Source organism: Tessaracoccus lacteus, assembly GCF_029917005.1.
Taxonomy (GTDB): Bacteria; Actinomycetota; Actinomycetes; order Propionibacteriales; family Propionibacteriaceae; genus Arachnia; species Arachnia lactea.
Genome location: NZ_CP123967.1, coordinates 2,522,547 through 2,546,599 on the forward strand (window position 1 = coordinate 2,522,547; position 24,053 = coordinate 2,546,599).

General features: G+C 69.0%; 22 protein-coding genes. 6 read left to right on the top strand and 16 right to left on the bottom strand.

All coding sequences use genetic code 11. From position 1 onward, the window contains the following. The first annotated feature begins 3 nt into the window (after nt 1-3). On the top strand, nt 4-1,440 hold the full coding sequence (locus QH948_RS11770; protein WP_281144558.1) for a glycine hydroxymethyltransferase: 1,437 nt from the start codon (nt 4-6) through the stop codon (nt 1,438-1,440). A gap of 579 nt (nt 1,441-2,019) precedes the next feature. Here the strand turns inward: QH948_RS11770 and QH948_RS11775 are convergent. The 5 genes from QH948_RS11775 to QH948_RS11795 form a co-directional block, all read right to left on the bottom strand. After that, a complete protein-coding gene (locus QH948_RS11775) occupies nt 2,020-2,601 on the bottom strand; it encodes a hypothetical protein (RefSeq protein WP_281144559.1) in 582 nt (193 codons plus the stop codon). 204 nt (nt 2,602-2,805) lie between these two features. After that, a complete protein-coding gene (locus QH948_RS11780) occupies nt 2,806-4,461 on the bottom strand; it encodes a DUF2207 family protein (protein ID WP_281144560.1) in 1,656 nt (551 codons plus the stop codon). A 7-nt stretch (nt 4,462-4,468) separates the two neighbouring features. Next, nucleotides 4,469-4,936 carry a 2-C-methyl-D-erythritol 2,4-cyclodiphosphate synthase gene (ispF, locus tag QH948_RS11785; RefSeq protein WP_281146196.1) on the bottom strand — a complete coding sequence of 156 codons (468 nt, stop codon included), beginning with the start codon at nt 4,934-4,936 and terminating at the stop codon, nt 4,469-4,471. After that, on the bottom strand, nt 4,936-5,634 hold the full coding sequence (gene ispD, locus QH948_RS11790) for a 2-C-methyl-D-erythritol 4-phosphate cytidylyltransferase (protein WP_281144561.1): 699 nt from the start codon (nt 5,632-5,634) through the stop codon (nt 4,936-4,938). Before ispD ends, ispF begins: the two co-directional genes overlap by 1 nt. Nucleotides 5,635-5,651: 17 nt before the next feature. Beyond that, complete coding sequence (locus tag QH948_RS11795; RefSeq protein WP_219083157.1) at nt 5,652-6,137, bottom strand: CarD family transcriptional regulator; 486 nt, start codon at nt 6,135-6,137, stop codon at nt 5,652-5,654. A 159-nt stretch (nt 6,138-6,296) separates the two neighbouring features. Here QH948_RS11795 and QH948_RS11800 point away from each other — a divergent pair, with 159 nt between their 5' ends. Beyond that, nucleotides 6,297-6,794, top strand: coding sequence for a hypothetical protein (locus tag QH948_RS11800; RefSeq protein ID WP_281144562.1), 498 nt, complete (start codon nt 6,297-6,299; stop codon nt 6,792-6,794). Between the two features lie 4 nt (nt 6,795-6,798). Here the strand turns inward: QH948_RS11800 and QH948_RS11805 are convergent, their stop codons facing one another. Further along, on the bottom strand, nt 6,799-7,479 hold the full coding sequence (locus QH948_RS11805) for a response regulator (RefSeq protein WP_281144563.1): 681 nt from the start codon (nt 7,477-7,479) through the stop codon (nt 6,799-6,801). Beyond that, entirely contained in the window at nt 7,479-8,648 is a 1,170-nt protein-coding gene (locus QH948_RS11810; protein ID WP_281144564.1) for a sensor histidine kinase, read from the bottom strand. Before QH948_RS11810 ends, QH948_RS11805 begins: the two co-directional genes overlap by 1 nt. Before the next feature lie 200 nt (nt 8,649-8,848). Between QH948_RS11810 and phoU the strand changes: the two genes are divergently transcribed. From phoU to QH948_RS11830, 4 genes are all read left to right on the top strand, one after another. Further along, entirely contained in the window at nt 8,849-9,514 is a 666-nt protein-coding gene (gene phoU / locus QH948_RS11815) for a phosphate signaling complex protein PhoU (RefSeq protein ID WP_219083149.1), read from the top strand. A 114-nt stretch (nt 9,515-9,628) separates the two neighbouring features. Further along, nucleotides 9,629-10,675, top strand: coding sequence for a polysaccharide deacetylase family protein (locus QH948_RS11820; protein WP_281144565.1), 1,047 nt, complete (start codon nt 9,629-9,631; stop codon nt 10,673-10,675). Between the two features lie 75 nt (nt 10,676-10,750). Further along, entirely contained in the window at nt 10,751-11,503 is a 753-nt protein-coding gene (locus QH948_RS11825) for a phosphoglyceromutase (RefSeq protein ID WP_281144566.1), read from the top strand. A 158-nt stretch (nt 11,504-11,661) separates the two neighbouring features. Then, nucleotides 11,662-12,393, top strand: coding sequence for an SDR family NAD(P)-dependent oxidoreductase (locus tag QH948_RS11830; RefSeq protein ID WP_255556119.1), 732 nt, complete (start codon nt 11,662-11,664; stop codon nt 12,391-12,393). Between the two features lies 1 nt (nt 12,394). On the opposite strand, the gene QH948_RS11835 is transcribed toward QH948_RS11830, so the two are convergent. From QH948_RS11835 to QH948_RS11875, 9 genes are all read right to left on the bottom strand, one after another. Further along, nucleotides 12,395-13,825: an AI-2E family transporter gene (locus QH948_RS11835; protein WP_281144567.1), complete on the bottom strand. Its 1,431-nt coding sequence runs from the start codon at nt 13,823-13,825 to the stop codon at nt 12,395-12,397. Nucleotides 13,826-13,941: 116 nt separating this feature from the next. Further along, nucleotides 13,942-14,301: a biotin/lipoyl-containing protein gene (locus tag QH948_RS11840; protein ID WP_219083138.1), complete on the bottom strand. Its 360-nt coding sequence runs from the start codon at nt 14,299-14,301 to the stop codon at nt 13,942-13,944. A gap of 9 nt (nt 14,302-14,310) precedes the next feature. After that, on the bottom strand, nt 14,311-14,571 hold the full coding sequence (locus QH948_RS11845; protein WP_281144568.1) for a hypothetical protein: 261 nt from the start codon (nt 14,569-14,571) through the stop codon (nt 14,311-14,313). Nucleotides 14,572-14,582: 11 nt separating this feature from the next. Continuing rightward, nucleotides 14,583-16,139, bottom strand: a complete 1,557-nt coding sequence (locus QH948_RS11850) for an acyl-CoA carboxylase subunit beta (RefSeq protein ID WP_219083134.1) — start codon at nt 16,137-16,139, stop codon at nt 14,583-14,585. Between the two features lie 10 nt (nt 16,140-16,149). Continuing rightward, entirely contained in the window at nt 16,150-17,643 is a 1,494-nt protein-coding gene (locus QH948_RS11855; RefSeq protein WP_281144569.1) for a methylmalonyl-CoA carboxytransferase subunit 5S, read from the bottom strand. Nucleotides 17,644-17,881: 238 nt separating this feature from the next. Then, nucleotides 17,882-18,109 carry a CsbD family protein gene (locus QH948_RS11860; protein ID WP_281144570.1) on the bottom strand — a complete coding sequence of 76 codons (228 nt, stop codon included), beginning with the start codon at nt 18,107-18,109 and terminating at the stop codon, nt 17,882-17,884. 1,022 nt (nt 18,110-19,131) lie between these two features. Further along, a complete protein-coding gene (locus QH948_RS11865; protein WP_281144571.1) occupies nt 19,132-20,217 on the bottom strand; it encodes an SDR family NAD(P)-dependent oxidoreductase in 1,086 nt (361 codons plus the stop codon). Then, a complete protein-coding gene (locus QH948_RS11870; protein WP_281144572.1) occupies nt 20,214-21,560 on the bottom strand; it encodes a PHP domain-containing protein in 1,347 nt (448 codons plus the stop codon). Before QH948_RS11870 ends, QH948_RS11865 begins: the two co-directional genes overlap by 4 nt. A gap of 11 nt (nt 21,561-21,571) precedes the next feature. Continuing rightward, on the bottom strand, nt 21,572-24,031 hold the full coding sequence (locus tag QH948_RS11875) for an alpha-ketoacid dehydrogenase subunit alpha/beta (RefSeq protein ID WP_281144573.1): 2,460 nt from the start codon (nt 24,029-24,031) through the stop codon (nt 21,572-21,574). Between the last annotated feature and the right edge of the window lie 22 nt (nt 24,032-24,053).

Genomic DNA, 24,053 nt, shown 5'->3' on the forward strand with positions numbered 1-24,053 from the left:
ACCGTGAGCGACCTCCAAGCGATCTCTTCGGCCTACCAGACCCTGCTCGGCATGATCGGGGAGGTGGAGCCCCGCATCGCCCAGGCGACGCGCCAGGAGCTCACCGACCAGCGAGGTTCCCTGAAGCTGATCGCCTCCGAGAACTACGCCAGCCTCCCCGTGCTCGCCACCATGGGCACCTGGCTGAGCGACAAGTACGCCGAGGGCACCGTCGGGCACCGCTTCTACGCCGGCTGCCAGAACGTCGACACCGTGGAGACCGTCGCGGCGGAGCACGCCCGCGAGCTGTTCGGCGCCGAGTACGCCTACGTGCAGCCGCACTCCGGCATCGACGCCAACCTGACCGCCTACTGGGCCATCCTCGCGAACCGCGTCGAGACGCCCGCACTGTCCGAGTTCGGCGTCAGGGGCGTCGCGGACCTCAGCGAGCAGGACTGGGAGACGCTGCGCCACCGCTTCGGCGACCAGCGGCTGCTCGGCATGTCGCTCGACGCGGGCGGCCACCTGACGCACGGCTTCCGCCCGAACGTCTCCGGCAAGATGTTCCACCAGCGCTCCTACGGCACCGACCCCGAGACGCAGCTGCTCGACTACGACGCGCTCGCCGCCCAGGCCCGCGAGTTCAAGCCGCTGATCATCGTCGCCGGCTACTCCGCCTACCCGCGCCGCGTGAACTTCGCGAAGATGCGCGAGATCGCCGACTCGGTCGGCGCGGTGCTGATGGTCGACATGGCGCACTTCGCCGGGCTCGTCGCCGGCAAGGTGTTCACCGGCGAGGAGGATCCGGTCCCCTACGCCCACGTCGTGACCACGACGACGCACAAGTCGCTGCGTGGCCCGCGCGGTGGCATGGTGCTGGCCACCGAGGAGTTCGCCCCCAGCGTCGACCGCGGCTGCCCGCTCGTGCTCGGCGGCCCGCTGTCGCACGTCATGGCCGCCAAGGCCGTCGCGCTGGCCGAGGCCCGCACCGAGGCTTTCCGCACCTACGCCCAGAACGTCGCCGACAACGCCAAGGCGCTCGCCGAGGGCCTGCTGACCCGCGGCGTGAACCTCGTCACCGGCGGCACCGACAACCACATCGTGCTGATGGACGTCGGCAGCTTCGGCATCACCGGCCGTCAGGCCGAGGCCGCGCTGCTCGAGTCGGGCATCGTCACCAACCGCAACTCCGTCCCGAACGACCCGAACGGCGCCTGGTACACCTCCGGCGTCCGCCTCGGCACCCCGGCCCTGACGTCGCGTGGCTTCACCACCTCAGACATGGACGCCGTCGCGGACCTCATCGCGGGCGTGCTGAAGCACACCGTGCCGACGACCACCGCGAAGGGCGAGCCGAGCAAGGCGAAGTACGACCTGTCGGCCGACGCGCGTCAGACCTCGCTCGACGGTGCCGCCGCACTGGTGGGGGCTCACCCGCTTTACCCGGGCTTCGAGATCTGAGTCGCGGTTCCCTGAGCCGGTCGAAGGGCCACCACACCGGTTCCCTGAGTCTGTCGAAGGGCCACCACACCGGTTCCCTGAGCTTGTCGAAGGGCCACCACACCGGTTCCCTGAGCCTGTCGAAGGGCCCTGAGCGCAGCGAAGGGTTCTCCTCTCGCTCCGCTCGAGGCACCTCGACAAGCTCGGCGACCCGGTCTCTGGTTCCCTGAGCCTGTCGAAGGGCCACCACACCGGTTCCCTGAGCCTGTCGAAGGGCCCTGAGCGCAGCGAAAGGGTTCTCCTCTCGCTCCGCTCGAGGCACCTCGACAAGCTCGGCGACCCGGTCTCTGGTTCCCTGAGCCTGTCGAAGGGCCACCACACCGGTTCCCTGAGCCTGTCGAAGGGCCACCACACCGGTTCCCTGAGCCTGTCGAAGGGCCCTGAGCGCAGCGAAAGGGTTCTCCTCTCGCTCCGCTCGAGGCACCTCGACAAGCTCGGCGACCCGGTCTCTGGTTCCCTGAGCCTGTCGAAGGGCCACCACACCGGTTCCCTGAGCCTGTCGAAGGGCCCTGAGCGCAGCGAAGGGACGACCGGGCACGATCAGGCGAGCGCAGCCTGCAGTTCCCGGATGATGGTCTCCACATCGGCCTGCGGGATGTCCGGGTCGGCGCCGACGTAGAAGGCCTCATCGCCGGCGACGAAATAGCAGCTGGGGTCGCTGGCCGACGCGTCGCAGAATGACGAGTCGTCGATCGGCTTCGCCTCGACGCCCAGCGCCGTGAGCAGATCGTCGAAGTTGTCGGTGCTGCCCATGGACATGACGTAGATCATGGGCGTCGACGCGTCGCCGCTGGTGCTGTAGTTGATGCCGGTGATCTCGTTGGCGAAGGCCGTGTAGTCGCCGATCGTCGCGGGCACCGTGTCGATGCTGAGTCCGGAGGCGGAGTCCTCGGTGTCGTCGGACGTGTCGTCCGCACTCTCGCTGGCGGCGTCGTCAGGGCCCTCGGCCGAGGGGCTCGCCTCAGCCGGTCCCGTGGCAGGGGAGGCATCCTGGCTGGGCGAGGCGGCGGAACTGCTCGTCAGGCCGGTGGCCGTCGGGGTGCCCGCCTCGTCGGCCGAGCCGCAGGCACCGAGCGTGAGAGCCACCGCCGCGACGACGGCGCGGATCGGCCTGTTCGTCATGGTGCGTCCTTTCCAGGTCAGAAGGCTACCTGCTCCCGGTTCCTCTACCGCCCCGTCCCCCCTGGCACCCCTTCCGCAGACGCCAACGGTATGCACGGACGCCAACGATATTCGCGTGAATATCGTTGGCGTCCGTTAACTTCGTTGGCGTCTGGGAAATACTGTTGGCGTCCGCAGGGGCGGGGCGGCGGGCTGGGTGCAGCGTCAGCGGGAGATCAGCAGGCCCTGCACCGTCGTGATGAACTGCGCCAGCGACGACGGCAGGTCGCGCAGGTGCCAGGTGTCCGGCGCGTGATACCAGTCCAAGGCCGTCGGGTCGGGACTCTGGTCGGCGTCGAACTCGACGAGGGCCTCCAGCCATCGTCGTGTGCCGCCCAGCACGACGGCGTAGCCGAGCACGCGCGACGCCTCCTCGAGCTCCCGGTCGCGTGGCAGCTGCCGGGTCGGCACCGTCGCGAGCTGACCGGCCAGCGTGCGCAGCCCGGACAGCGCCGCGGTCCCCTTCGCCGTGCGGCGCGGCATCTGGTCGGCGAGCCAGAGCGTCGCGGCGCCCAGCCCCAACAGGACCAGCGCGAGCAGACCCAGGCTCGTGAAGGCGATCAGCAACGCGGCCGCCAACACCGCCACAGCCAGCGCGACGACGCCGATGCGGCGCCACGTCGATCTGGTCGAGTCGGGGCGCGACGCGAACCAGCCGCGGCGCACCACGTCGTCGTACAGGGCGTCGCGGACCTCCGGCAGCGCGCCGGACACGGCGGCGGGCAGCTCGGACACCAGCGTGGACCCGCCGATCGGCGCCACGGCCTCCAGCATGCGGGTCTCGAAGGCGGCCGTCTCGTCCCCGCCAGTGCGGCGCTCGAGACGCCAGTCGGTGGCGCCGTGCGCCGTGCGCGGCAGCTCGACGATACGGAGATGTCCCCGCACCGCGAGGTCGATCAGGGTGGCGGTGATGTCGACGGGGTCGACGGTCTCGTCGGCCAAAGTCCCGACGTGTCCGGGCCGCACTCCCTCGACGGGCCGCAGCACGGCCTCCCCATCACCGACGGGAGTGAACAGGGCGACGGGGCTGGAGGCTCCGTCGGCCTCGTCGAAGCCCGTGCGCCGGTAGAGCAGCACCAGCACTGCGCCTCCGACGACCGCCGCCGCCAGCGCCGCGAGGGTTTGACGCCAGCCCAGCGTGAACGCCCGGTCGAGGCTCCAGCGGTGGACGAGGTCTTCCGTCACCGCGACGTGGGTCGCCGGGTAGCCGACGGTGAGCACGACCTGCTCCCCCGCGACGCGCGCGCCGTCCTGGAACGTCGCGTCGGCGGAGTCGACGGTTCCCGCGCTGGTCAGCGCGCACTTGCCGACGCTGCCGACCGGGCCGGACTGGCAGTCGATCAGTTGCGCGACGGCCGGACCGGTCACGGTTCCCGTGACCGACCCGACACCGACGCTCAGCCCGCTCAGCACCGGCCAGGCGACGACCGTCAGGTCCCCGCTCGCGTCCCGGCTGGCGAAGGTGGCGCCGGCGACGGTGTAGCTCAGGGTGAGCGGGTCGGCCGTGTCTGAGGCGATACGCACCTCAATCCCGCCGGGGACGTGGGAGGTGGCGACCGTCGCAGCGTCAGGCTCGACGGCGACGTCGGTGATGACGAAGCGACGGGTGCCGTCGGAGTCGGACTCGGCGGATGTCGGCAGTACCTGGACGATCTCTCCAGGCGCCGCCGGGAACGTCAGCGTCTGCGTGACGGCCAAGGTCCCGTCGGCGGCGACCGCAACGGTGTAGGTCGCCTCGTCGGCGACGACATCGGCGTACGCCGGGAGCGCCCAGACAACGGTCAGGAGCGTGGCCACGACCATCAGAGCCAGTCTGCGCACGATGCTCCTAGACGGGTGTGACGGCGGCCACCGCCATCGCAGCGACGCCCTCGCCGCGGCCGGTCAGCCCGAGGCCGTCGGTGGTCGTGGCGCTGACGCTCACGGGGGCCCCCACAGCCCCGGACATCGCCGCCTCGGCTTCGCTCCGGCGCCCTGCCATGCGCGGCCGGTTGCCGATGATCTGCACCGACACGTTGCCGATCTCGAACCCGGCCGCACGGACGCGCCGAGCCGTCTCGGCGAGGAAAGCGGCCCCGCTCGCGCCCGCCCACTCCGGCTCTGCAGTGCCGTAGTTGGAGCCCAGGTCACCGAGCCCTGCCGCGCTGAGCAGCGCGTCACAGGCGGCATGTGCGGCGACGTCCCCGTCGGAGTGTCCGGCGAGCCCCGCTGATTCGTCGGGGAAGTGCAGCCCCGCGACCCACATCTCGACGCCCGGTTCAAGCCGGTGGACGTCGGTGCCCATGCCGACCCTCATCATGACTGCCGCCTCTGTTCCAGGATCGCCTGGGCAAGCACCAGGTCGATCGGTTCGGTGATCTTGAGCGCGTCGCGGTGCCCGGGCACCAGCGTGACGCTGAGGCCGGCGTATTCGCACACGGCCGCGTCGTCGGTGACCTCGACGCCGTCACGCTCCACGAGGGCGTGCGCGTCGCGCAGCGTCTGCAGCCGCGCGGCCTGCGGGGTCTGCACCGCGCGCAGGTCAGCGCGATCGACGATCTCGTTCCCCTCGACGGTCACCCGACGAACCGAGTCGACGACGGGCATGACGGGGATGACGCAGTCGGCCCCGGCGCGGACCGCGGCGACGACGCCGCGTACCGTCTCGGCCGGCACCAGCGAGCGGGCGGCGTCGTGCACGAGCACGATCGCGTCCGCAGCGGCGCCCAGCGCGGCCAGTCCCCGCCGGACCGAGTCCTGGCGGATCCGGCCGCCGACGACGGTCGCGACGCGAGCCGGGGCGCCGCGCAGCGCCTCGGCGAACGCGTCGACCATACCTTCCGGGATCGTGACGACGATCTCGTCGATGCCGGCCTCGGCCAACGCATCGACGGCGCGACGCACCAGCGTCACGCCGTCGAGTTCAACGAGCGCCTTGGGGACGGCGGCGCCCAGCCGGGAACCAGAACCGGCCGCCACCACAACGGCGACGGCCGGCGCATCAGAAGATGTCACGGATGTGTCTGGGATCTTCAGGAGGCGAGAACCTCGTCCAGCATGATCTCCGCCTTGTCCTCCTCGACGTGCTCGGCAAGCGCGAGCTCGGCGACCAGGATGGCGCGGGCCTTCGCCAGCATCCGCTTCTCGCCGGCCGAGAGGCCCTTGTCGCGATCGCGGCGCCACAGATCGCGGACGACCTCGGAGACCTTGATGACATTGCCGGAGTGGAGCTTCTCCATGTTGGCCTTGAATCGACGCGACCAGTTGGCCGGCTCCTCGGTGTGCTCAGCGCGAAGGACGGAGAAGACTCTCTCCAGCCCGTCAGCGTCAACGACGTCGCGAACACCCACGAGGTCGAGGTTGCAGGCCGGGACCTTGATCACAAGATCGTTCTGGCCGATTACTCGAAGAACGAGGAAGAGCTTGTCCTCACCCTTGATGGTCCGATTTTCGATGTCCTCGATGACCGCAGTACCGTGATTGGGGTAGACAACGGTCTCACCGATCGAAAAAGTCATACTAGAAGACCCCTTTCCACAGCCAATTCTAGCAGTCCGGACCGCCTCCGCCCAGAGTCGTTCGCTGGCAGCGCTGGCTTTGTGACGCGGTGCCGCACACCGTCACCCCGATCTGGCTAGGATGTGGCCACCCACGCCCCGCTTCCGGAGGTCCCTGAAATGAGCAAGCCCCTGAGCCGTCTGACGGCTCTCGTCGCGTCCGCAGCGCTCGCCGTTTCGCTGAGCGCCTGCACGGCAAGCGGCTGGCAGGAGGAGGCGCCGCCCGCGGCGGGCGCGCAGACCGACGTCGGCGGCCTCAAGCTCCGCAACTTCATGATCGTCTCCGACGAGGCCGGCGACGCGATCGTCGCCGGCGGCATCACCTCGCGAGACGAGGCCGCCGAGGTGGTCGGCATCAGCGTCGCCCCGCAGGCCGAGGACGGCTCGTTCGGGACCGCGCAGACCATCGCCTACACCGCGGACCTGGCCAAGGGCGCGACCGTCACGCTGGACGGCGCCGATACGATGTTCTCCGATCCGGCGCTCATCCTCGGCCGCAACGCCACCATCACCGTCGCTTTCGCCGACGGGCAGAGCGCTGCCGTCGAGGCCCCCGTCTACTCCTCGGAGCACCCGGACTTCGCCGAGGAATGGTCGGCGGCCCAGGGCGCCGCCTGACCCCTCAGGCCTCGAACTTGTAGCCGAGCCCGCGGACCGTCACGAGCCGTCGCGGCTCGGCCGGATCCTGCTCGACCTTCGCACGCAGCCGCTTGACGTGGACGTCGAGGGTCTTGGTGTCGCCCACATAGTTGCTGCCCCAGATCCGGTCGATGAGCTGCCCCCGCGTCATGACCCTGCCCGCGTTGCGCAGCAGCAGCTCCAGCAGCTCGAACTCACGCAGGGCGAGGTGCACGTCGTTGCCGTCCACCACGACCTGGTGACGCTCCACGTCGAGGCGGACACCGCCGACCTCCACTACATCGGGCAGCAGCACAGCCTGCTCCTGGCCGCGCCGCAGGACGGCCCTGATGCGGGCCACCAGCTCCCGATGGCTGAACGGCTTGGTGACGTAGTCGTCGGCACCGATCTCCAGCCCGACGACCTTGTCGACCTCCGCGTCGCGGGCGGTCACCATCACGATGGGCACGCCGCTGCGGGCACGCAGCTGACGACACACCTCAAGCCCGGAGATGCCCGGCATCATGAGGTCGAGCAGCACGAGGTCGGCGCCCTGGGCGTCGAACAACGCGATCCCCTGGGTGCCGTCCGAGGCTGTGACGACCTCGAAGCCCTCCTTGCCGAGCATGAAGCTCAACGCCTCGCGGTAGGACTCCTCGTCCTCGATGATCAGGATCCGGGCCATCAGCTGCCCTCCATTTCCAGTTCTCGGTAGTGCGGGTCGGCGCGGTTCAGCGGCAGCCGCAGCGTGAAGGTCGACCCATGTCCCGGGCGTGACCATACGCGAACGCTGCCGCCGTGCGCCCGCGCGATGTGCTTGACGATGGACAGGCCGAGCCCGGTGCCGCCCGTCTCGCGGGAGCGCCCGTAATCGACGCGGTAGAACCGCTCGAAGATCCGGTCCTGGTCCTCGGGGCGGATGCCGATGCCGTTGTCGGAGACCTTGATGTCCGCCCAGCTCTGCCCGTCCTCGAACATCTCCACGAGGCTCACGGCGACGCGCGCGCGTTGGTCGGAGTAGTTGATGGCGTTGACGGTCAGGTTGGTGACGGCGTCGACGAGCTGCCAGCGGTCGCCGTTGACCGCCAGGTGGGCCGTGCGGGCCACGGTCAGCGTCACGTGGCGGGCTGCGGCCTTCTCCCGCGACCGTGAGACGGCCTCGTCGACGACGTCCCAGAGATCCACGACCTCGCGAGTCAGCATGGGGTCCTCGGTCTGCAGGCGGGACAGGTCGATGATCTGGTTGGTGAGCTCGGCCAGCCGCGCGGTCTCCCGTTGCAGCCTGCCGGCGAACCTCTCGACGGCCTCCGGGTCGTCGCGGGCGGCCTCCACAGCCTCGGCCAGCACGCTGATCGCGCCGATCGGGGTCTTCAGTTCGTGGGAGATGTTCGCGACGAAGTCCCGGCGGGCCGCCTCGATGCGGCGCAGCGTCGACTCGTCGACGGCGATCACGAGCACCTTGTCATCGCTCAGCCGGACCACGTTGACTGACAGTTCGAGCTTCTCCTCGCCGGGCTGCCGCTCACGCAGCACGACCCCGCTGAACGGATGCCCGTCCTCGCGGACGCTGCGGACCCGCTCCAGCAACGCCGGGAATCCGACGCGCGTGCCTCGGGCCAGCGTCATGGCCTCTCCGACGTCGTTGACGACGAGGACCTCGTCGTCGGCCCCGACGAGCAGTGCCCCGTTGCGGATGGCGGTCAACGCCTCCCGCAGCTCAGGCGAGACCCGGTCGGCGTTCCGCTGTGCCTCGAGCTGCCGCCACGCCTCACGTCCCCGGTGGATCAGGTAGGCGAACAGGCAGCACAGGAGGGCGAGTCCGGCCCCGATGAGACCGGCAAACGCTGGATGCATGGCTGCCATCATACGGTGATCCGGCGGCCCCGGCCTGAGCGTGATTCCCGACGGGTGGGACGCCTCCGGCGAGGTTTCACGCGTCGTTCACCTGTGGTTCACGCCATGAAGACCCCCGTTCATCTGCCTGGTCTAGCCTCGGTGCCGATCGTCGCGCCCGGCTAGACTCGGCGCCACCCACAAGGAGGAGCGACAGCACCATGCGCACCAGCTACCACGAGGAGCTCGATTCGATCATCGACCGCCTCGTCCACATGGCCGAGCTCGCGGAGGCAGCCATCAAGACGGCGTCCGAGGCGCTGCTGACAGCCGACCTGACCAAGGCCGAGACCGTCATCACGAACGACGCTGAGCTGGACCGGCTCCACGAGGAGATGGAGTACAAGTGCCTCTCCCTCCTCGCGCTGCAGGCTCCTGTCGCCGGCGAGCTGCGCATCATCGTCTCCGCGATCCGCGTCGTCTTCGAACTGGCACGCATGGGCGACCTGGCTGCGCACGTCGCGAAGATCGCCCGACTGCGCTATCCGGCGCACGCCGTCCCGCCGCAGTTCCAGGCGAGCTTCGCCGAGATGGCTGACATCGCCATCGAGGTCATCGACGTGGCCAGGCTCTCGCTGCACGACCGCGACGCGAACCAGGCCAAACGGCTGGTCGAGATCGACGAGCGGATGGATGATCTCCGCGCCGACCAGTTCACCACCATGCTGGCGGAGGACTCGGACATCAGCATCGAAGGTGCCGTGGATGTGGCTCTGCTCGGCCGCTACTTCGAGCGCTACGCCGACCACGCGGTCGCCGTCGGTCGCCGCGTCATCTACATCATCACCGGCCAGGTCCCGGAAGGCGAGGACTGGCCCAACGCCTGACCGTGGGCCCCGCCCCGGGCCCAGGGTCCGACCCGGCGACGACCACGCTCCGATTGGTCGTCGCCGGGTCGCGTCGTATTGTCGGCACGGTCGTCTTCCCCAGGAGGTGCAGAAATGCCCCTGCAGCGCGTCGCGCTCGCAACCGTCGCCGCTGTCGCCGTGGCCCTGACCGCATGCGCCCCGGCCGGGCTCACGACCGTCGCGGGCGACGCGGCCCAGGGCTCGGGTTCCAGCCCCGTCGCCTCGTCCACCGCCTCGCCATCCATGCCGGCCACCACGCGGTCGACGACCCCGACCTCGGCCCCGCCGACCTCGCCGCTGCCGACGAGTGCGTCGCCCCACAGCCCGGCCGGCCCGACGCAGCCGGCAACCGCCACACCAGGCACGCCCACCGCCGATGCCCCCTCAGCGAAGGTGACCGATCCCCCGGCGGACCTGACCCTGCTCAGGCCCGGCACGAACCACAGTTGGGCCGCCGACAAGGCCGGCTATGTCTACCCGGCCAGCACCGTCAACGCCTGGCTGACCGGCAGGAAGCGGCGCCCCGACAAGAAGATCGTCTTCCTGACCTTCGACGACGGCCCCAATCCGCAGACGAGCCACGTCATCCTCGATGCTCTGAAGAAGGGCGGCGTCCACGCGACCTTCTTCGTCGTGGGTTCCCAGATCGGCTCGGCGCCCGACGTGCTCTCCCGGCAGATCGCGGAGGGGCACTCGGTCAGCCCGCACAGCTGGTCGCACGACTACTCGCTGTTGTATCCCGGACGTCGGGGCAACACAGAGACGATCACGCAGGAGTGTGACCGGACGGTGGCGCGCATCCGAGAGGTGCTCGGCGAGGACTACACGCCGCAGTCGTGGCGCTACCCCGGCGGCCACATGTCCTGGACCGGGCTGAAGGGCGCGGACCGGGCGCTCGCCCAGCGCGGCATCACGTGGATCGACTGGAACTCGGACACCCGCGACAGCGCGCCCACCTCGGAACGCCCGAAGACGGTCAAGCAGACCGTGAAGAACGCCACGATCCAGGTCCGCGAGGGCTATCACGTGATCGTCGTGCTCGGTCACGACACACATGAGAAGAAACTGACGTCCGAGTCCGTCGGCGCGATGATCACGGCGTTCAAGCGCGCCGGCTACTCCTTCGGCACCATCTCCTGACACCGCGCGCACCCGCGGCGCATCGAACCCATGCCGCCCCGGGAGCGCTCCGGTGCCCGTTGTAGGGTTGGGGCCATGACCGCGAAGTTGATCCTGCTCCGCCATGGCGAGAGCGAGTGGAATGCCAAGAATCTCTTCACCGGTTGGGTGGACGTCGACATCAACGAGAAGGGCATCGCGGAAGGCAAGAACGCCGCGAAGCTGCTGAAGTCGGAGGGCCTGCTCCCCGACATCCTGCACACCTCGCTGCTGCGTCGCGCCATCCACACCGCGTATCTCGCGCTCGACGGCTGTGACCGACACTGGATCCCTGTCAAGCGCAACTGGCGCCTGAACGAGCGCCACTACGGCGCGCTGCAGGGCAAGGACAAGGCCCAGACGCTGGAGACCTACGGCGAGGAGCAGTTCATGCTCTGGCGCCGCAGCTACGACACCCCGCCGCCGCTGATCGACATCGACGACGAGTACTCGCAGTTCCACGATGCCCGCTACGCCGACATCCCCGAGGCCGAGCGCCCCCGTACCGAGTGCCTGAAGGATGTCGTCGCCCGCCTGCTGCCCTACTGGGAGGCGCACATCGTCCCCGACCTGGCCGAAGGCAAGACCGTGCTCGTCACGGCGCACGGCAACTCGCTGCGCGCTCTCGTCAAGCACCTCGATGGCATCTCGGACGAGGACATCGCCGGCCTGAACATCCCGACCGGCATCCCGCTGTTCTACGAGCTGGACGAGAACTTCAAGCCCGTCACGCCTGGCGGCCGCTACCTCGACCCTGAGGCCGCGAAGGCGTCCATCGAGGCCGTGAAGAACCAGGGCAAGAAGAAGTAGTCGCCACACGCCACCCTTACCGGCAGACGCCACCCTTCGTCGCATATGCCACCGCCCAGGCGGTGGCATCGGTCGACAGGGGTGGCGTCCGTCGTTAGGGCTGGTGTCTGGCGGGAGGGGTGGCGGGGGTCAGGGGGAAGGGGCCTAGAGTGAGGGCCATGCCTACCGCACTCGTCACCGGAGCAAGTTCAGGAATCGGCGCCGCCACCGCGCGCCGCCTCGCAGCGGAGGGTTTCCGCGTCGTCTGCGCGGCCCGCCGCGCGGACCGGGTCGAGGCCTTGGCCGCGGAGATCGACGGCGTCGCCGTCGCCTGCGACATCACCTCGGCCGACGACGTCGCACGCCTCGCCGCCGAGGTCGGCGACACCCTGGACGTGCTCGTCAACAACGCCGGCGGGGCCGTCGGGCTCGAGCCGGTCGCTGAGGCCGACCTCGACGCGTGGGAGCAGATGCTCGCCACGAACCTGATCGGCACGACCCGCGTCACCAAGGCCCTCCTTCCGGCGCTCACCGCAGCCGGCGGGGCCATCATCTTCGTCACCTCGACCGCCGCCGACTGGGGCTACGAGGGCGGCGCCGGCTACTGCGCGGCGAAGGCGGGCGAGCGCGCCGTCGTGGAGGCGCTCCGCCTCGAGCTGTTCGACCAGCCGGTCCGAATCATGGAGATCTGCCCCGGCATGGTGCGCACCGACGAGTTCGCGCTGACCCGCTTCGCCGGCGACAAGGAGAAGGCCGACAAGGTCTACGCGGGCGTCGACGAGCCCCTGACGGCCGACGACGTGGCGGACACCATCTCGTTCATGGCGACACGCCCCGCGCACGTCAACCTCGACCGGATCACCATCCGGCCGCGCGCGCAGGCCGCGCAGTACAAGGTGTTCCGGGGCTGACCTACTGGTCCGCGTCCCCACGGCGCCGCCACGGGCGCGGCAGGGACGGCAGCCGCGGCCTCCCGGTGGCCGATCGCGGCCCCGCGGCGGGCACGTCTGAGGCCGCATCGTCGGGTTCCGTGGCCTGGTGCGGGGTGTGGGTCGCGACGGGATCGTGACGGAGCCGGGCCAGCGAGAGCGCCGCCCGGAACAGGACAGAGGCCCGTTCGGACTCCGAGGCGACGTGCTGCCCCTCGTCGGTGGCCCAGGCGATGTCGCCCGCAACCTTCTCCCCCGTCCTGAGGTCCGTCAGGTCCCCCAGGTAGCGGAACACGACCGCGAGCACGGCGACGACGGGCACGGCGAGGAACATGCCGATGATGCCCGCCCACACGCCGCCGAGCACCACGCTGATCAGGATGACCACGGGGTGCAGCTTCATGACCTTCGACTGCAGTAGCGGCTGGAGGACGTTCCCCTCCAACTGCTGCACGCCGATGATCAGGATCAGGACGAACAGGGCCGTGTAGAAGCCGTTCGAGACGAGCGCGACCAGGACGGCCAGCGTGCCCACCGACACGGCACCGACGACGGGAATGAACCCCGCCATGAACGTCAGGACGGCGATCGGCATCGCGAGCGGGACGCCGAGCAGCACCAGGCCCAGCCCGATGAAGAAGGCGTCGACGAAGCTGACGATGGCCTGCGTGCGGATGTACCCGGACAGCGTGTTCCACATCCGCGTCAGCAGCTCGGAGGCGTGGAACCCTGCGCGGCGCCCGACAACCCCCTGCACCACACCGATGAACTTCACGCCGTCCTTCAGGAAGAAGAACGTCAGCACGAGCGTCAGGAGGAGCTTCACGACCCCGCTGCCGACGCTGCCGCCGAGGCTGACGGCCTGCCCGAGCAGCTCGCTGCTGTGAGTCTGCAGCCAGTTCAGCGCCTGATCGATCCAAAGGTTCAGTTCGTCGTCGTGCACGTTGAAGGGCGGCCCGGCGACCCAGTCCTGCAGCCTCCGCACGCCCGTGATGGCGGAACTCCACAACTGCGGCCACTGCGACACGACCGACGGCGCGACGTAGGACAGCATCGCCGCGACGAATCCGGCGGCCAGCAGCAGGGCGATCAGCGCGCCGAGGCCGTGGGGGACGCGCCACTTCTTCAGCTTCGCCACGACGGGCCACAGGACCGACGAGATGAGCAGCGCGAGCAGCAGCGGAAGGAGCCCGTCCCAGACCTTGCTGAGCCCCCAGCCAAGCACCCCGAGCGCCGCGGCGATCAGGAGGAAGCGCGCGCTCCACTCGGAGACCTTGCGGCCGCCCTCGGCGATGACCTCCGCCCGGTCGACGGGCTCCATCGGGTCGGGCGCCGGGAGCGCCCCGGCCGCGTGCTCGTCGAACTGCGTCGGCGACGTGTCGTCGCCGAGGGGCGCTGGCGACTGGTCACTCATCCGGTCTCCTTGCATGCGTCGGTCATCTCCCAGACTAGTGGGGCCGATCCTCAGGAAAACGCGGCGGCGCCCCGGACGGGGAGACCCGTCCGGGGCGCCGCCCGCTGTGCTGCGAATCAGAGCTCGATGAGAGCCTGACCACCCTGGACCGCGTCGCCGGGGGCGACGAGGATCGCAGAGACCTTGCCCGCGGCAGGCGCGGTGATCTCGGTCTCCATCTTCATGGCCTCGAGGACGAGGAGGACCTGGCCGGCCTCGATCTCGTCGCCCTCGGCCACCAGGATGCGGGCCACCGAACCGGCCAGCGGCGCCACGACGGCGTTGCTGCTGACGGCGGTCACGGACGCCTTGGTCGGGATGGGGTTGGACCCACCGTTGACACCGATCACGATCGGGCCGAGCTGAGGACGCTCCTCCTGCTCCACCTCCACGTCGATCTCGTACTCCGTCGCGTTGACGGTCACCTTGAGCTTCATTCTTCTTCCTTAGCGGACGTGCGGGACGGAACGGTCGTGGACGCGCTCGCGGGCGGCGGTGGCCCACTTGGACTGCGAGCCGAAGCGGATGGCGCGCACCTTCGGCGCGTAGCCGAAGTATGCGGCCAGGGCCGCGCCGATCGCGACGAGGTCCTCTTCGGGGATCTGCTGCTGGGCTTCCAGCCGCTGGATCTTCGTCTCGAGGGTCGAGACCTTATCCGTGAGCTGCGCGACGAGGTGGCGCAGCTCCTTGAGCGTTTCGTCTTCCATGGCTGTTCCGATCACGCCGGCCCGAGGCCGTGCTTCTTCGCGGGACGAAGCTCACGCTTGCCGACGAGGAGCTCCAGCGCCATCGCGACCTGGCGACGGGTGTCGGCCGGGTCGATGATGTCGTCGACCAGGCCACGGCTCGCGGCCATGTACGGCGTGGAGAACGTCTCGCGGTACTCCTCGACCAGCTCGGCCCGCTTGGCCTCCTGGTCCTCGGCCGCGTCGATCTCCCTGCGGAACACGACGTTGGCCGCGCCCTCGGCGCCCATCACGGCGATCTCGGCGGTCGGCCAGGCGAACACCTTGTCGGCGCCCAGGTCCTTCGAGCACATGGCCAGGTACGCGCCGCCGTAGGCCTTGCGCAGCACGACCGTGATCTTCGGGACCGTCGCCGCGGAGTACGCGTACAGCATCTTCGCGCCGTGGCGGATGATGCCGTTGTGCTCCTGCGCGACGCCGGGCAGGAAGCCGGGGACGTCGACGAGGTTCAGCACCGGGATGTTGAACGCGTTGCAGAAACGGACGAACTTGCTGGACTTGTCCGAGGAGTCGATGTCGAGCACGCCGGACATGACGCTCGGCTGGTTGGCGATGATGCCGACGGTGCGGCCCACGACGCGGCCGAAGCCGACGACGATGTTCATGGCCCACCCGGCCTGGACCTCGAGGAAGTCGCGGTGGTCGACGATCTCGTTGATGACATCGCGGACGTCGTAGCCCTTGTTGCTCTCGACGGGGATGATGTCGCGGAGCTTCGGGTTCGACTCCACCACGTCGTCGGGATCGACGATCGGGGCGTCCTCGGTGTTGTTCTGCGGCAAAAAGCTCAGGAGCTTCTGCGCGATCAGGATGGCCTGCTCGTCGTCATCGGCCACGAAGTGGACGACGCCGGAGCGGGACATGTGCGCGTCGGCACCGCCGAGCTCGTCCTGCGTGACGTTCTCTCCGGTGACCTGCTTGATGACGCCAGGGCCCGTGATGAACATGTGGGCCTTGCGGGTCTGGATGATGAAGTCGGTCAGGGCGGGCGAGTAGGCCGCGCCACCGGCGCAGGGGCCGGCGATGATCGAGATCTGCGGCACGGCGCCGGACAGCAAGACGTTGGCGTAGAACACCTTGCCGTAGCCGGACAGCGAGTCGATGCCCTCCTGGACCCGGGCGCCGCCCGAGTCGTTGATGAACACGAACGGGGTGCCCGTCTGCAGCGAGGCCTTCAGTGCCTCAGTGACCTTGATCGAGTGCGCCTCGCCGGCGGAGCCGCCCATGACAGTGAAGTCCTGGGAGGCGACGTGCACCGGGCGTCCGAACACCGCGCCGGAACCGGTGACGACGCCGTCGGCGGGCATGTCGGCCTTGTCCATGCCGAACGTGGTGGTCCGGTTGCGACGGAAGGCGCCGGTCTCCTGGAACGAGTTCTCGTCGAGCAGGGCCGCGAGGCGTTCGCGGGCGGTCATCTTGCCCTTCTCGCGCTGCTTCTCCAGCTTCTTCTCACCGCCTCCGGCCTCAACCTTGGCTCGACGCTCGGCGAGCTGCTCGAGGCGCTCGTCCATCGTGTGCTGCTTAGCCATTGGTCCTCCTTCAGGCCGGCTCGACAGTCACGCTGTGCGACTGACCGGCGATGGTGACGTTGTAGTTGACGGGGACCTTGATGCCGGGCACGTTGCCCGCGGCCTTCGCGGCCTCGGCAGCGAGCTGGGCGGGGGTCTTCCCGACGTTCTTGGGGCCTTCGGCGCGGGACGCGAAGAACTTGGGCGCGACACCGGGGAACATCGCGTTGGTGAGCACATCCTCGTCGGACCCGTCGAAGCCGTCGAGGTTCGACGCGTCGGAGACCAGCTTGTCCCACTCGGGCTCGAGCAGGTCTGCGGGGCGGACGGTGATCGGCTCCTTCTTGGTCTGGACCTTGGCCAGCTCCACGACCTCGGGGTTACGCTCGCCGAGGCACTCGCCGTAGTAGCCGAGCATCAGGTCGGCGAACTCGCCCGTCATGACCTTGTAGCGGCCCATGAGGACGTTGAAAACGGCCTGGGTGCCGACGATCTGCGACGACGGGGTGACCAGTGGCGGGTGGCCGGCGTCGGCCTTGACCCGCGGGACCTCGGCCATGACCTCGTTGATGCGGTCGCCCGCACCCTGGGCCTTCAGCTGCGACTCCATGTTCGACAGCATGCCGCCGGGGATCTGCGAGGAGAAGATGTTCGTGTCGACCAGCGTGGCGGACTCGAACTCCTGGTACTTCGGGCGCACGGCCGCGAAGTGGTCACGGATCCTCAGGAGGCGGTCCATGTCGAGGTCGGTCGTGTACTCGGTGCCCTCGAGCATCGCCACGAGCGACTCGGTGGGGTTGTGACCCGGGCCGAGCGACATGGACGAGATCGCGGTGTCGACGACGTCGGCGCCAGCCTCGATGGCCTTCATCAGCGAGACGAGCGTCACGCCTGTGGTGGAGTGGCAGTGCACGTTGATCTGCACATCACCGTAGGTGTCCTTGATGCCCTTGACGATGTCGTAGGCGGGCTGCGGCTGCAGCAGTGCAGCCATGTCCTTGAGCGCGATCGACTCGGCGCCCATGTCCAGCAGCTGGCCGGCGAGCTTGATGTAGCCGTCGACGGTGTGGACCGGGGAGATGGTGTAGCAGATGGTGCCCTGGGCGTGCTTGCCCGAGGCCTTCACCGCCGCCATCGCCCGCGCCATGTTGCGCGGATCGTTCAGCGCGTCGAACACGCGGAACACGTCCATGCCGTTCTCGGCTGCCTTGTCAACGAACTTCTCGACGACCATGTCCTCGTAGTGGCGGTAGCCGAGGAGGTTCTGGCCGCGGAGCAGCATCTGGAGCCGCGAGTTGGGAAGCAACTCACGGAACGTACGCAGGCGCTTCCAGGGATCCTCGTTGAGGAAGCGGATGCAGGCGTCGAACGTCGCCCCGCCCCAACACTCAACCGACCAGTAGCCGGCATTGTCGATGTCCTCGCAGGCGCCGACCATGTCTTCCATGGCCATGCGGGTTGCCATCAAGCTTTGATGCGCGTCACGGAGCACTACCTCGGTGACGCCGATCTTCCGAGCTGTCATAGGGCAATCCAACCACGCCACCGGTCCCGGGCTGAGCCCGCCCCCCGCTAACAGGGGCCGGCCGTGCAGACGTGCAGGTCCACGTCCTCCGCCTGTGGAGAAGGTGCAGGAAGAGCCATGTCAGCCACGTTTCGCCCGGAAGGCGAAGCATGGCAGCCACGCCAGGCGGGCATGAAGAACGGGGCCGCCCATGAGGGCGGCCCCGTCGTCTAGTTCTGGATGCCAGGATGCGCCGGCGCTACTTGTCGCCCTTGGCGGTCAACTTGTCCTTGAGAGATTCGACCGTGTCGGCCAAACCGCTGCCCACGTCACCCATACGCCTCTTGGCGTCATCAGCGACTTGTTTGGCGTTGGCCTCGATTCGATCCTTGACTCCGTCTTGGCGAAGGTCCTCGTTTCCGATGGCCTCGCCGACGCCTTCCTTGGCCTTACCGACGGCCTCTTGGGCCGCATCATCGATGCCCATAGATTGCCTCCCGAGTGGTAGGGGACGGGTACGAGATTCACCATACGCCGGTGGGGGACCAGGGGGAACAGGTTCGGAGAAATCTCTACATAAACCCTTGTCAAGGAGATTTCGGCAGCGACTCGGGGACCCTGGCCCACCCATGCAGCCGACCACCTCGCGCCCGCCCCGTCCCCACCTGGCCCCTGGAGACGCTCGGAAAATCGGTCAGTGGTCGATTCTCCCCGGTCCGCCTCCGAAAACCGCCCACAGCCCCATGCCCGACGACGACCGCCACCAGGGCACCGTCACCCAAGGATCTGCACGCAAGGCGACACGCCGTGTCGGCTAGGGTTTTCTCCTCTGATTCCTCGAGACCTCTTGCCAAAGCCGAGCCGGAGGAGTAGACACTCCTGTACGAAAACCCGCGAGGGGATTCGCGAGGACAGCCAGACCGACGTCCATCACCTCCTCAGAGGGCACGCGCAGCGGCGGTGCGAACACACGGCGGACAGTCCTCAGGCGGTGGAACGCTGACCACGGCCTCACACCGAGAGATGCACCGGAGCTCCTCACCTGGAGCGGGCGTCAAGCCCGCGGGGCCGCAGAGACGAGGCGGCGGGTAACGGTACATCGATCAGATCCGGACGGTCGTCCCGGGCGGATCACCCGACGGAAGAGTCCTTCTTCCTCGTACCCGCAGGCTGCGGCCCGCGGGGCTCCCAGGGCATGGGGGCGAGGAATACCCGGATGTCCGTCAGATCGGCGACGGCCCACCGTCGGTCAACACACAGGGACCCGAGCAACTCATATTTGCTCGGGTCCCGCCCTATTGTGCGACGTGTCGTCCCCGTCGGCGAAATCGACGCGCGGCCTGGTCCCAGAATCTGGACGCCGGCCCCGGCTCTCTGCCTGCGCACCCATCAAAAACCCAGACGCCACCCTGCTTCACCGACGCCACCGCTCTTCACACATGCCACCGCCATGGCGGTGGCGTGTGTCGAGAAGGGTGGCATGTGTCGGGAAGGGTGGCGTCGGCAGAGTCAGCTGCTCAGCATCACCTGACCGCCGGTGACCGGAAGCGCCTGGCCCGTCTCGTACTCCTGCTCGACGAGGTAGTACAGCGCCCGCATGACGTCGGAGCCGTAGGTCCCGCGGTTGAGGGGCACCTTGGCCTCGTAGAAGCGGCGGACCTCCTCGATCGTCGTGGCGCCGGGCACCTTGCCGGAGCGCAGGTACTGCACGAACAGGCCGCGGTCGGGGTCGGACCACAGCGGGCCGTCGAGAAAGTTGCCCGGGCAGATCGCATTCACCTTGATGCCGTGCTCGACCAGCTCCAGCGCGAAGCTCTGCACCAGCCCGATGCCCCCGAACTTGGACCCGGCGTACGCGCCGTTCTTGTTCGATCCGACGAGGCCCGACTTGGAGTTGATCTGGACGATGTCGGTGGTCCAGGCGGGCGCCGTGCGGCGCTGGGCAGCCATCAGGCCGCCCAGGTGCTTGGTGACCAGGAAGAACGCGACGTAGTTGATGTCGGTCGTGAGCCGGAAGGCGTCGGCGTCCTGCTCCAGCACACTGCCCGCGCGGACGATGCCCGCGTTGGACACGACGAGGTCGAGGCCGCCGGTGGTGGCCGCGATCTGCTCGGTCATGGCCGCCACCGATTCCTCGTCTGCGACGTTGACCGTCAGCGCCGCGGTGTGCGGGCCGAGCTCATCGGCGAGCTTCGCAGCCCCGTCGGCGTTCAGGTCGGCGATGTAGACGAAGGCCCCGGAGGCGACGAGCCCACGGACGATCTCCGCACCGAACCCCTGCGCGCCGCCGGTGACGAGCGCCACCTTCCCCGCGACGACCCGGGACCGCGGCTCCGCGGCCGACGCCTGCGCGTCCTTGCCGTGCGGCAGCGGCGACACATCCCCGACGGTGTGGGCGCGGAACCCGTGCCGCTCCCCCGACACCGTCACCGCGACGGTGTCCGGCAGGTCGACGGGGAACGCCTCGGCCAGCTGATCCACCGACTCGACGCTCAGCTCCAGCTCCGTCTCGTCCGACGGCGACAGGATCACCGGCACGTTGCGGGCGGCCAGGTAGGCGCCGCGGACGAGCGGCGCGATCTCCAGGATGCTCATGCTGCTTCCTTCCTCAGGGCGTCGGCGGCCTCGCCGACGGTGCTGGTGCCGGCCACGAGCGACCGCCCGACGGCGCTGTAGCGACGGACGCGCTCGGAAAGCGGGAGCGAGGCCAGCGGGCCGGCCTCGGCGAACAGACCGAGGCCGAGGTCGGCCTCGGCGAGCCGCTCGTGGGCGACCATCGCCCAGGTCGCGTCGTTCAGGTGCGCCAGCTCCTGGCGCTGCAGTTCCGGGCAGTTGAACTGCTGGCGCGGGGTGTTGATGTCGACGCCGGAGACCTCGAGGAGGCCGTTGTCGGCGGCGAGCGACGCGAGGCGCGCCATCTGCTCCGCGGTGTTGCGCGGCGGCATGTACGTGATGGCGGGCATCCCGAGCCTGCGGAGCTCTGCGACCAACTCGTCGAGGAAGTCGTCCTCGAACTTCTCGGCCTTCTTGTCGCCCGTCGGCGACGCGGTCACGTCGCCGAGGTAGGCGTAGGCGGGAATGGCGCCGACGGACGTCGCGAAGGCCGCGACCTCCGCCATCGTCGGGCACTCCTCCCGGTCCGGGACGAGGTAGATCTGGTCGAGGAAGCCGGCCTTCATGACGCCGAGCAGGTCGAACTCCAGGTACGGGTTCGCCTCGTCGCCCAGCTGGGCCGCGACCTTCTCCGACAGCTCGAGGCCGAGCTCGCCCAGCCCATCGACCAGCGCCCGGCCGCGGCCGTAGCGCTCGATGAGCTTGTCGGCGATGCCCGCGAGCAGGTGCCGCTCGGTCACCTCTCCGCCGTTTGAGTACTGCGACCGGTCGACGACGTCGCGCTGGAAGTCCAGCACGGGCGCCCCGAGGCCCTCGAGGATCGCGTTGGCCCGCTCGACCATCCGTGCGGTCCGCGCGAGGCGGGCGGCACGGATGGGCGCCAGGTATTCGGCGACCCGTTCGCGCTGCGACGCCGGGATGCCCTGCACCGTCATGTAGGCGATGCCCGCGGTGTCGGGGTTGTTGAGCTTGCGGTCGTGCAGCGGCGCGCGGCCCTCGGCGACCTCGTCGGCGCTGTACAGGTAGACGCGACACTCGAAGCCGGTCACCGACCCGAGGCCGACGGCGGCGGCGGCCGCCGCCATCTCGCCCGCGCCCGCGGCCGAGTCGTGGTCGACGGAGCCGACGACCATCAGCCCGGCCTCTCGGGCCCGTAGCGCCGCCATCGCGGGCGTGTACGGGCTGAAGCTGTAGATGGTGTGGACGTGGTTGTTCGACTCGGTCACGAAGCCCGGGAACGCGGGCGAGCCCTGCAGGTACTCCTGCAGGGCCGCCACGCGCTCGGCGGGCGTCAGCGACGGGTCGTTGATGCGCTCGCGGAGCATGTCTCTCCTTGTCAGAGGCCCTGCCGCGAACGGCGGGCGATCTCGGCGTCGGTCTGGTTGGTGGTCGGGACGTGGCCCTTGAGCGGCAGCACGCGCTCGTGAATCGCGTCGAGCAGCCACTCGGGCTGCGGGAAGAACTCCTTCTCCAGCTCGGCCGCCGGCGTGATGGCGTTGCGGGAGCCGACGACCGTGACGGGCGCGTCGAGGTGGTCGAAGGCGAGGGTCTGGATCTGCGACGCGACGGTGTGGAGGAACGAGCCGCGGTCCACCGCGTCGGAGGTCAGCACGAGGCGGCCGGTCTTCTTCACCGACTCCACGATGGGGTCGAGGTTCAGCGGGGCGACGAAGCGCAGGTCGATCACCTCGGTGGAGATGCCGTACTTCTCCTGCAGCAGGTCGGCGGCCTCCATCACGCGGTAGAGGGTGGGGCCGATGACCGCGATGGTCAGGTCGGTGCCCTCGCGGCGCACGACGGGCTCGCCCTCGGGGACCTCGTAGTAGCCGGTCGGGACGCCGTCGGCGACGAACTCCTCAGCCTTGTCGTAGAGCAGCTGGGACTCGAAGAACACCACCGGGTCGGTGCCGCGCAGCGCGAGGTTCATCATGCCCTTGGCGTCGTATGGGGTCGACGGGTAGTAGACCTTGAGCCCGGGCATGTGGGCGACCAGCGCCGCCCAGTCCTGCGAGTGCTGGGCGCCGTACTTGGAGCCGACGGAGACGCGCATGACGAGCGGCATCTTGAGCAGGCCTGCGGACATGGACTGCCACTTGGCGGCCTGGTTGAAGATCTCGTCGCCGGCGCGGCCGAGGAAGTCGCAGTACATCAGCTCGACGATCGCCCGGCCGCCGGACAGCGCGTAGCCGACGCCGGCGCCGATGATCGCGGCCTCGGAGATCGGCGAGTTGAACAGGCGGTGGTACGGCAGCAGCTCGGTCAGGCCGCGGTAGACGGCGAACGCGCCGCCCCAGTCGCGGTTCTCCTCTCCCCAGGCGGCCAGCGTCGGGTCGGTGGCGAAGCGGTGGGCGACGGCCTCGAACAGCGCGTCGCGGTAGGAGTAGGCCTTGGCCTTGCTGACGGGCTTGCCGTTGGCGTCGGTGGCGGTGCGGACCTTGGCGGCCAGCGACTTGACGCGGGCGTTCTCCTCGAGCGGCTGCTTGAGCTCGGGGGCGCGGTCGTCGAAGGCCTCGACGTTGCCATTGGAGTACATGACCGACTCGATGAAGTCCATGCCCACCCGGGGCGAGGAGACCTCGTCCTTCGTGGCGATGGCGATAACCTTCGTGAGACGCTCATCGAACTTCGCCTGCAGGTCGTCGACCTCGCCCTGGCTGAGGACGCCGTTCTCGACGAGATAGGCGGCGTAGTTCTTCAGGCCGTCGTGCTGCTCCCACAGCTCGACCTCCTCGCGGGTGCGGTAGGAGGACGCGTCCGACGGCGAGTGCCCGGAGAAGCGGTAGGTGATGGTGTCGGTCAGGACCGGGCCGCGACCCTCGACGAGGAGCTGGCGCTTGCGGGCGACGGCGTCGGCGACGGCGAGCGGGTTGAGCCCGTCGACGCGCTCGGCGTGCATCGCCTCGGGGTTCACGCCCATGCCGACGCGGGCGAGGATGTCGTAGCCCATGGTCTCGCCGGAGGTCTGGCCGCCCATGCCGTAGAAGTTGTTGAAGAAGTTGAACCAGATCGGCGGGTTGCCGTTCACGCCGTCATTCCAGAGGCTGCGGTACTGGTCCATGGACGCCATGGCCATGGCCTCCCAGACGGGGCCACAGCCCATGGAGGCGTCGCCGATGTTGGCGATCACGATGCCGGACTTGCGGTTGATCAGCTTGAACAGCGCCGAGCCGGTGGCGATGTCGGCCGAGCCGCCGACGATCGCGTTGTTCGGCATCGAGCCGAAGGGCGCGAAGAAGGCGTGCATGGAGCCGCCGAGGCCGCGGTTGAAGCCGGCCTTGCGGGCGAACGTCTCGGCGACGGTGCCGTAGAGGATGAAGTTCTCGGTCAGGTCGGCGGCACTGTCGTAGCCGACCTGCTCGGCGAAGGCGAGGGTCTCACCGTCGAGGAACGTCTTCATGATGTCCTCGACCTGCGCCGGGTCGAGCTTGCGGGCAGCCGAGAAGCACTTGGCCAGGATCTCGCCGTGGCTGCGGTGCGAGCCGAACAGGAAGTCCTCGGGGTCGAGCTGCGAGGCCTGGCCGACCACGGCCGACTCCTGCCCGATCGACAGGTGCGCGGGGCCGCGGTGGTTGTACTCGACCCCGTTCCACGCACCCGTGGTCTTGATCGAGTTGAGCATGGTCTCGAACTGCCGCACCGCGATCATGTCGTGCAGGATGTCGATGAGCCCCTGCTTGCCGTACTTGTCGAGCTCGGCGGCGAAGTTCGGCCGGTACTGGTTGACCGGGATCTCGGGGGCCGTGATGGTCGAGGCGGAGCGGACATTGCTCGGGTCGACGATGAGGTTCTTTGGCATGTTTCGTATCTCCTTGTCGGGG

What these genes read in the sequence shown, in the direction of transcription:
- QH948_RS11855 (WP_281144569.1), bottom strand. Translation starts at nt 17,643, where the DNA reads ATGACAGCTCGGAAGATCGGCGTCACCGAGGTAGTGCTCCGTGACGCG.
- phoU (WP_219083149.1), top strand. Translation starts at nt 8,849, where the DNA reads ATGCGCACCAGCTACCACGAGGAGCTCGATTCGATCATCGACCGCCTC.
- QH948_RS11870 (WP_281144572.1), bottom strand. Translation starts at nt 21,560, where the DNA reads ATGCTCCGCGAGCGCATCAACGACCCGTCGCTGACGCCCGCCGAGCGC.
- QH948_RS11795 (WP_219083157.1), bottom strand. Translation starts at nt 6,137, where the DNA reads ATGACTTTTTCGATCGGTGAGACCGTTGTCTACCCCAATCACGGTACT.
- QH948_RS11820 (WP_281144565.1), top strand. Translation starts at nt 9,629, where the DNA reads ATGCCCCTGCAGCGCGTCGCGCTCGCAACCGTCGCCGCTGTCGCCGTG.
- QH948_RS11865 (WP_281144571.1), bottom strand. Translation starts at nt 20,217, where the DNA reads ATGAGCATCCTGGAGATCGCGCCGCTCGTCCGCGGCGCCTACCTGGCC.
- QH948_RS11860 (WP_281144570.1), bottom strand. Translation starts at nt 18,109, where the DNA reads ATGGGCATCGATGATGCGGCCCAAGAGGCCGTCGGTAAGGCCAAGGAA.
- QH948_RS11850 (WP_219083134.1), bottom strand. Translation starts at nt 16,139, where the DNA reads ATGGCTAAGCAGCACACGATGGACGAGCGCCTCGAGCAGCTCGCCGAG.
- ispF (WP_281146196.1), bottom strand. Translation starts at nt 4,936, where the DNA reads ATGAGGGTCGGCATGGGCACCGACGTCCACCGGCTTGAACCGGGCGTC.
- QH948_RS11775 (WP_281144559.1), bottom strand. Translation starts at nt 2,601, where the DNA reads ATGACGAACAGGCCGATCCGCGCCGTCGTCGCGGCGGTGGCTCTCACG.
- QH948_RS11835 (WP_281144567.1), bottom strand. Translation starts at nt 13,825, where the DNA reads ATGAGTGACCAGTCGCCAGCGCCCCTCGGCGACGACACGTCGCCGACG.
- QH948_RS11825 (WP_281144566.1), top strand. Translation starts at nt 10,751, where the DNA reads ATGACCGCGAAGTTGATCCTGCTCCGCCATGGCGAGAGCGAGTGGAAT.
- QH948_RS11875 (WP_281144573.1), bottom strand. Translation starts at nt 24,031, where the DNA reads ATGCCAAAGAACCTCATCGTCGACCCGAGCAATGTCCGCTCCGCCTCG.
- QH948_RS11805 (WP_281144563.1), bottom strand. Translation starts at nt 7,479, where the DNA reads ATGGCCCGGATCCTGATCATCGAGGACGAGGAGTCCTACCGCGAGGCG.
- QH948_RS11830 (WP_255556119.1), top strand. Translation starts at nt 11,662, where the DNA reads ATGCCTACCGCACTCGTCACCGGAGCAAGTTCAGGAATCGGCGCCGCC.
- QH948_RS11840 (WP_219083138.1), bottom strand. Translation starts at nt 14,301, where the DNA reads ATGAAGCTCAAGGTGACCGTCAACGCGACGGAGTACGAGATCGACGTG.
- QH948_RS11845 (WP_281144568.1), bottom strand. Translation starts at nt 14,571, where the DNA reads ATGGAAGACGAAACGCTCAAGGAGCTGCGCCACCTCGTCGCGCAGCTC.
- QH948_RS11800 (WP_281144562.1), top strand. Translation starts at nt 6,297, where the DNA reads ATGAGCAAGCCCCTGAGCCGTCTGACGGCTCTCGTCGCGTCCGCAGCG.
- QH948_RS11810 (WP_281144564.1), bottom strand. Translation starts at nt 8,648, where the DNA reads ATGCATCCAGCGTTTGCCGGTCTCATCGGGGCCGGACTCGCCCTCCTG.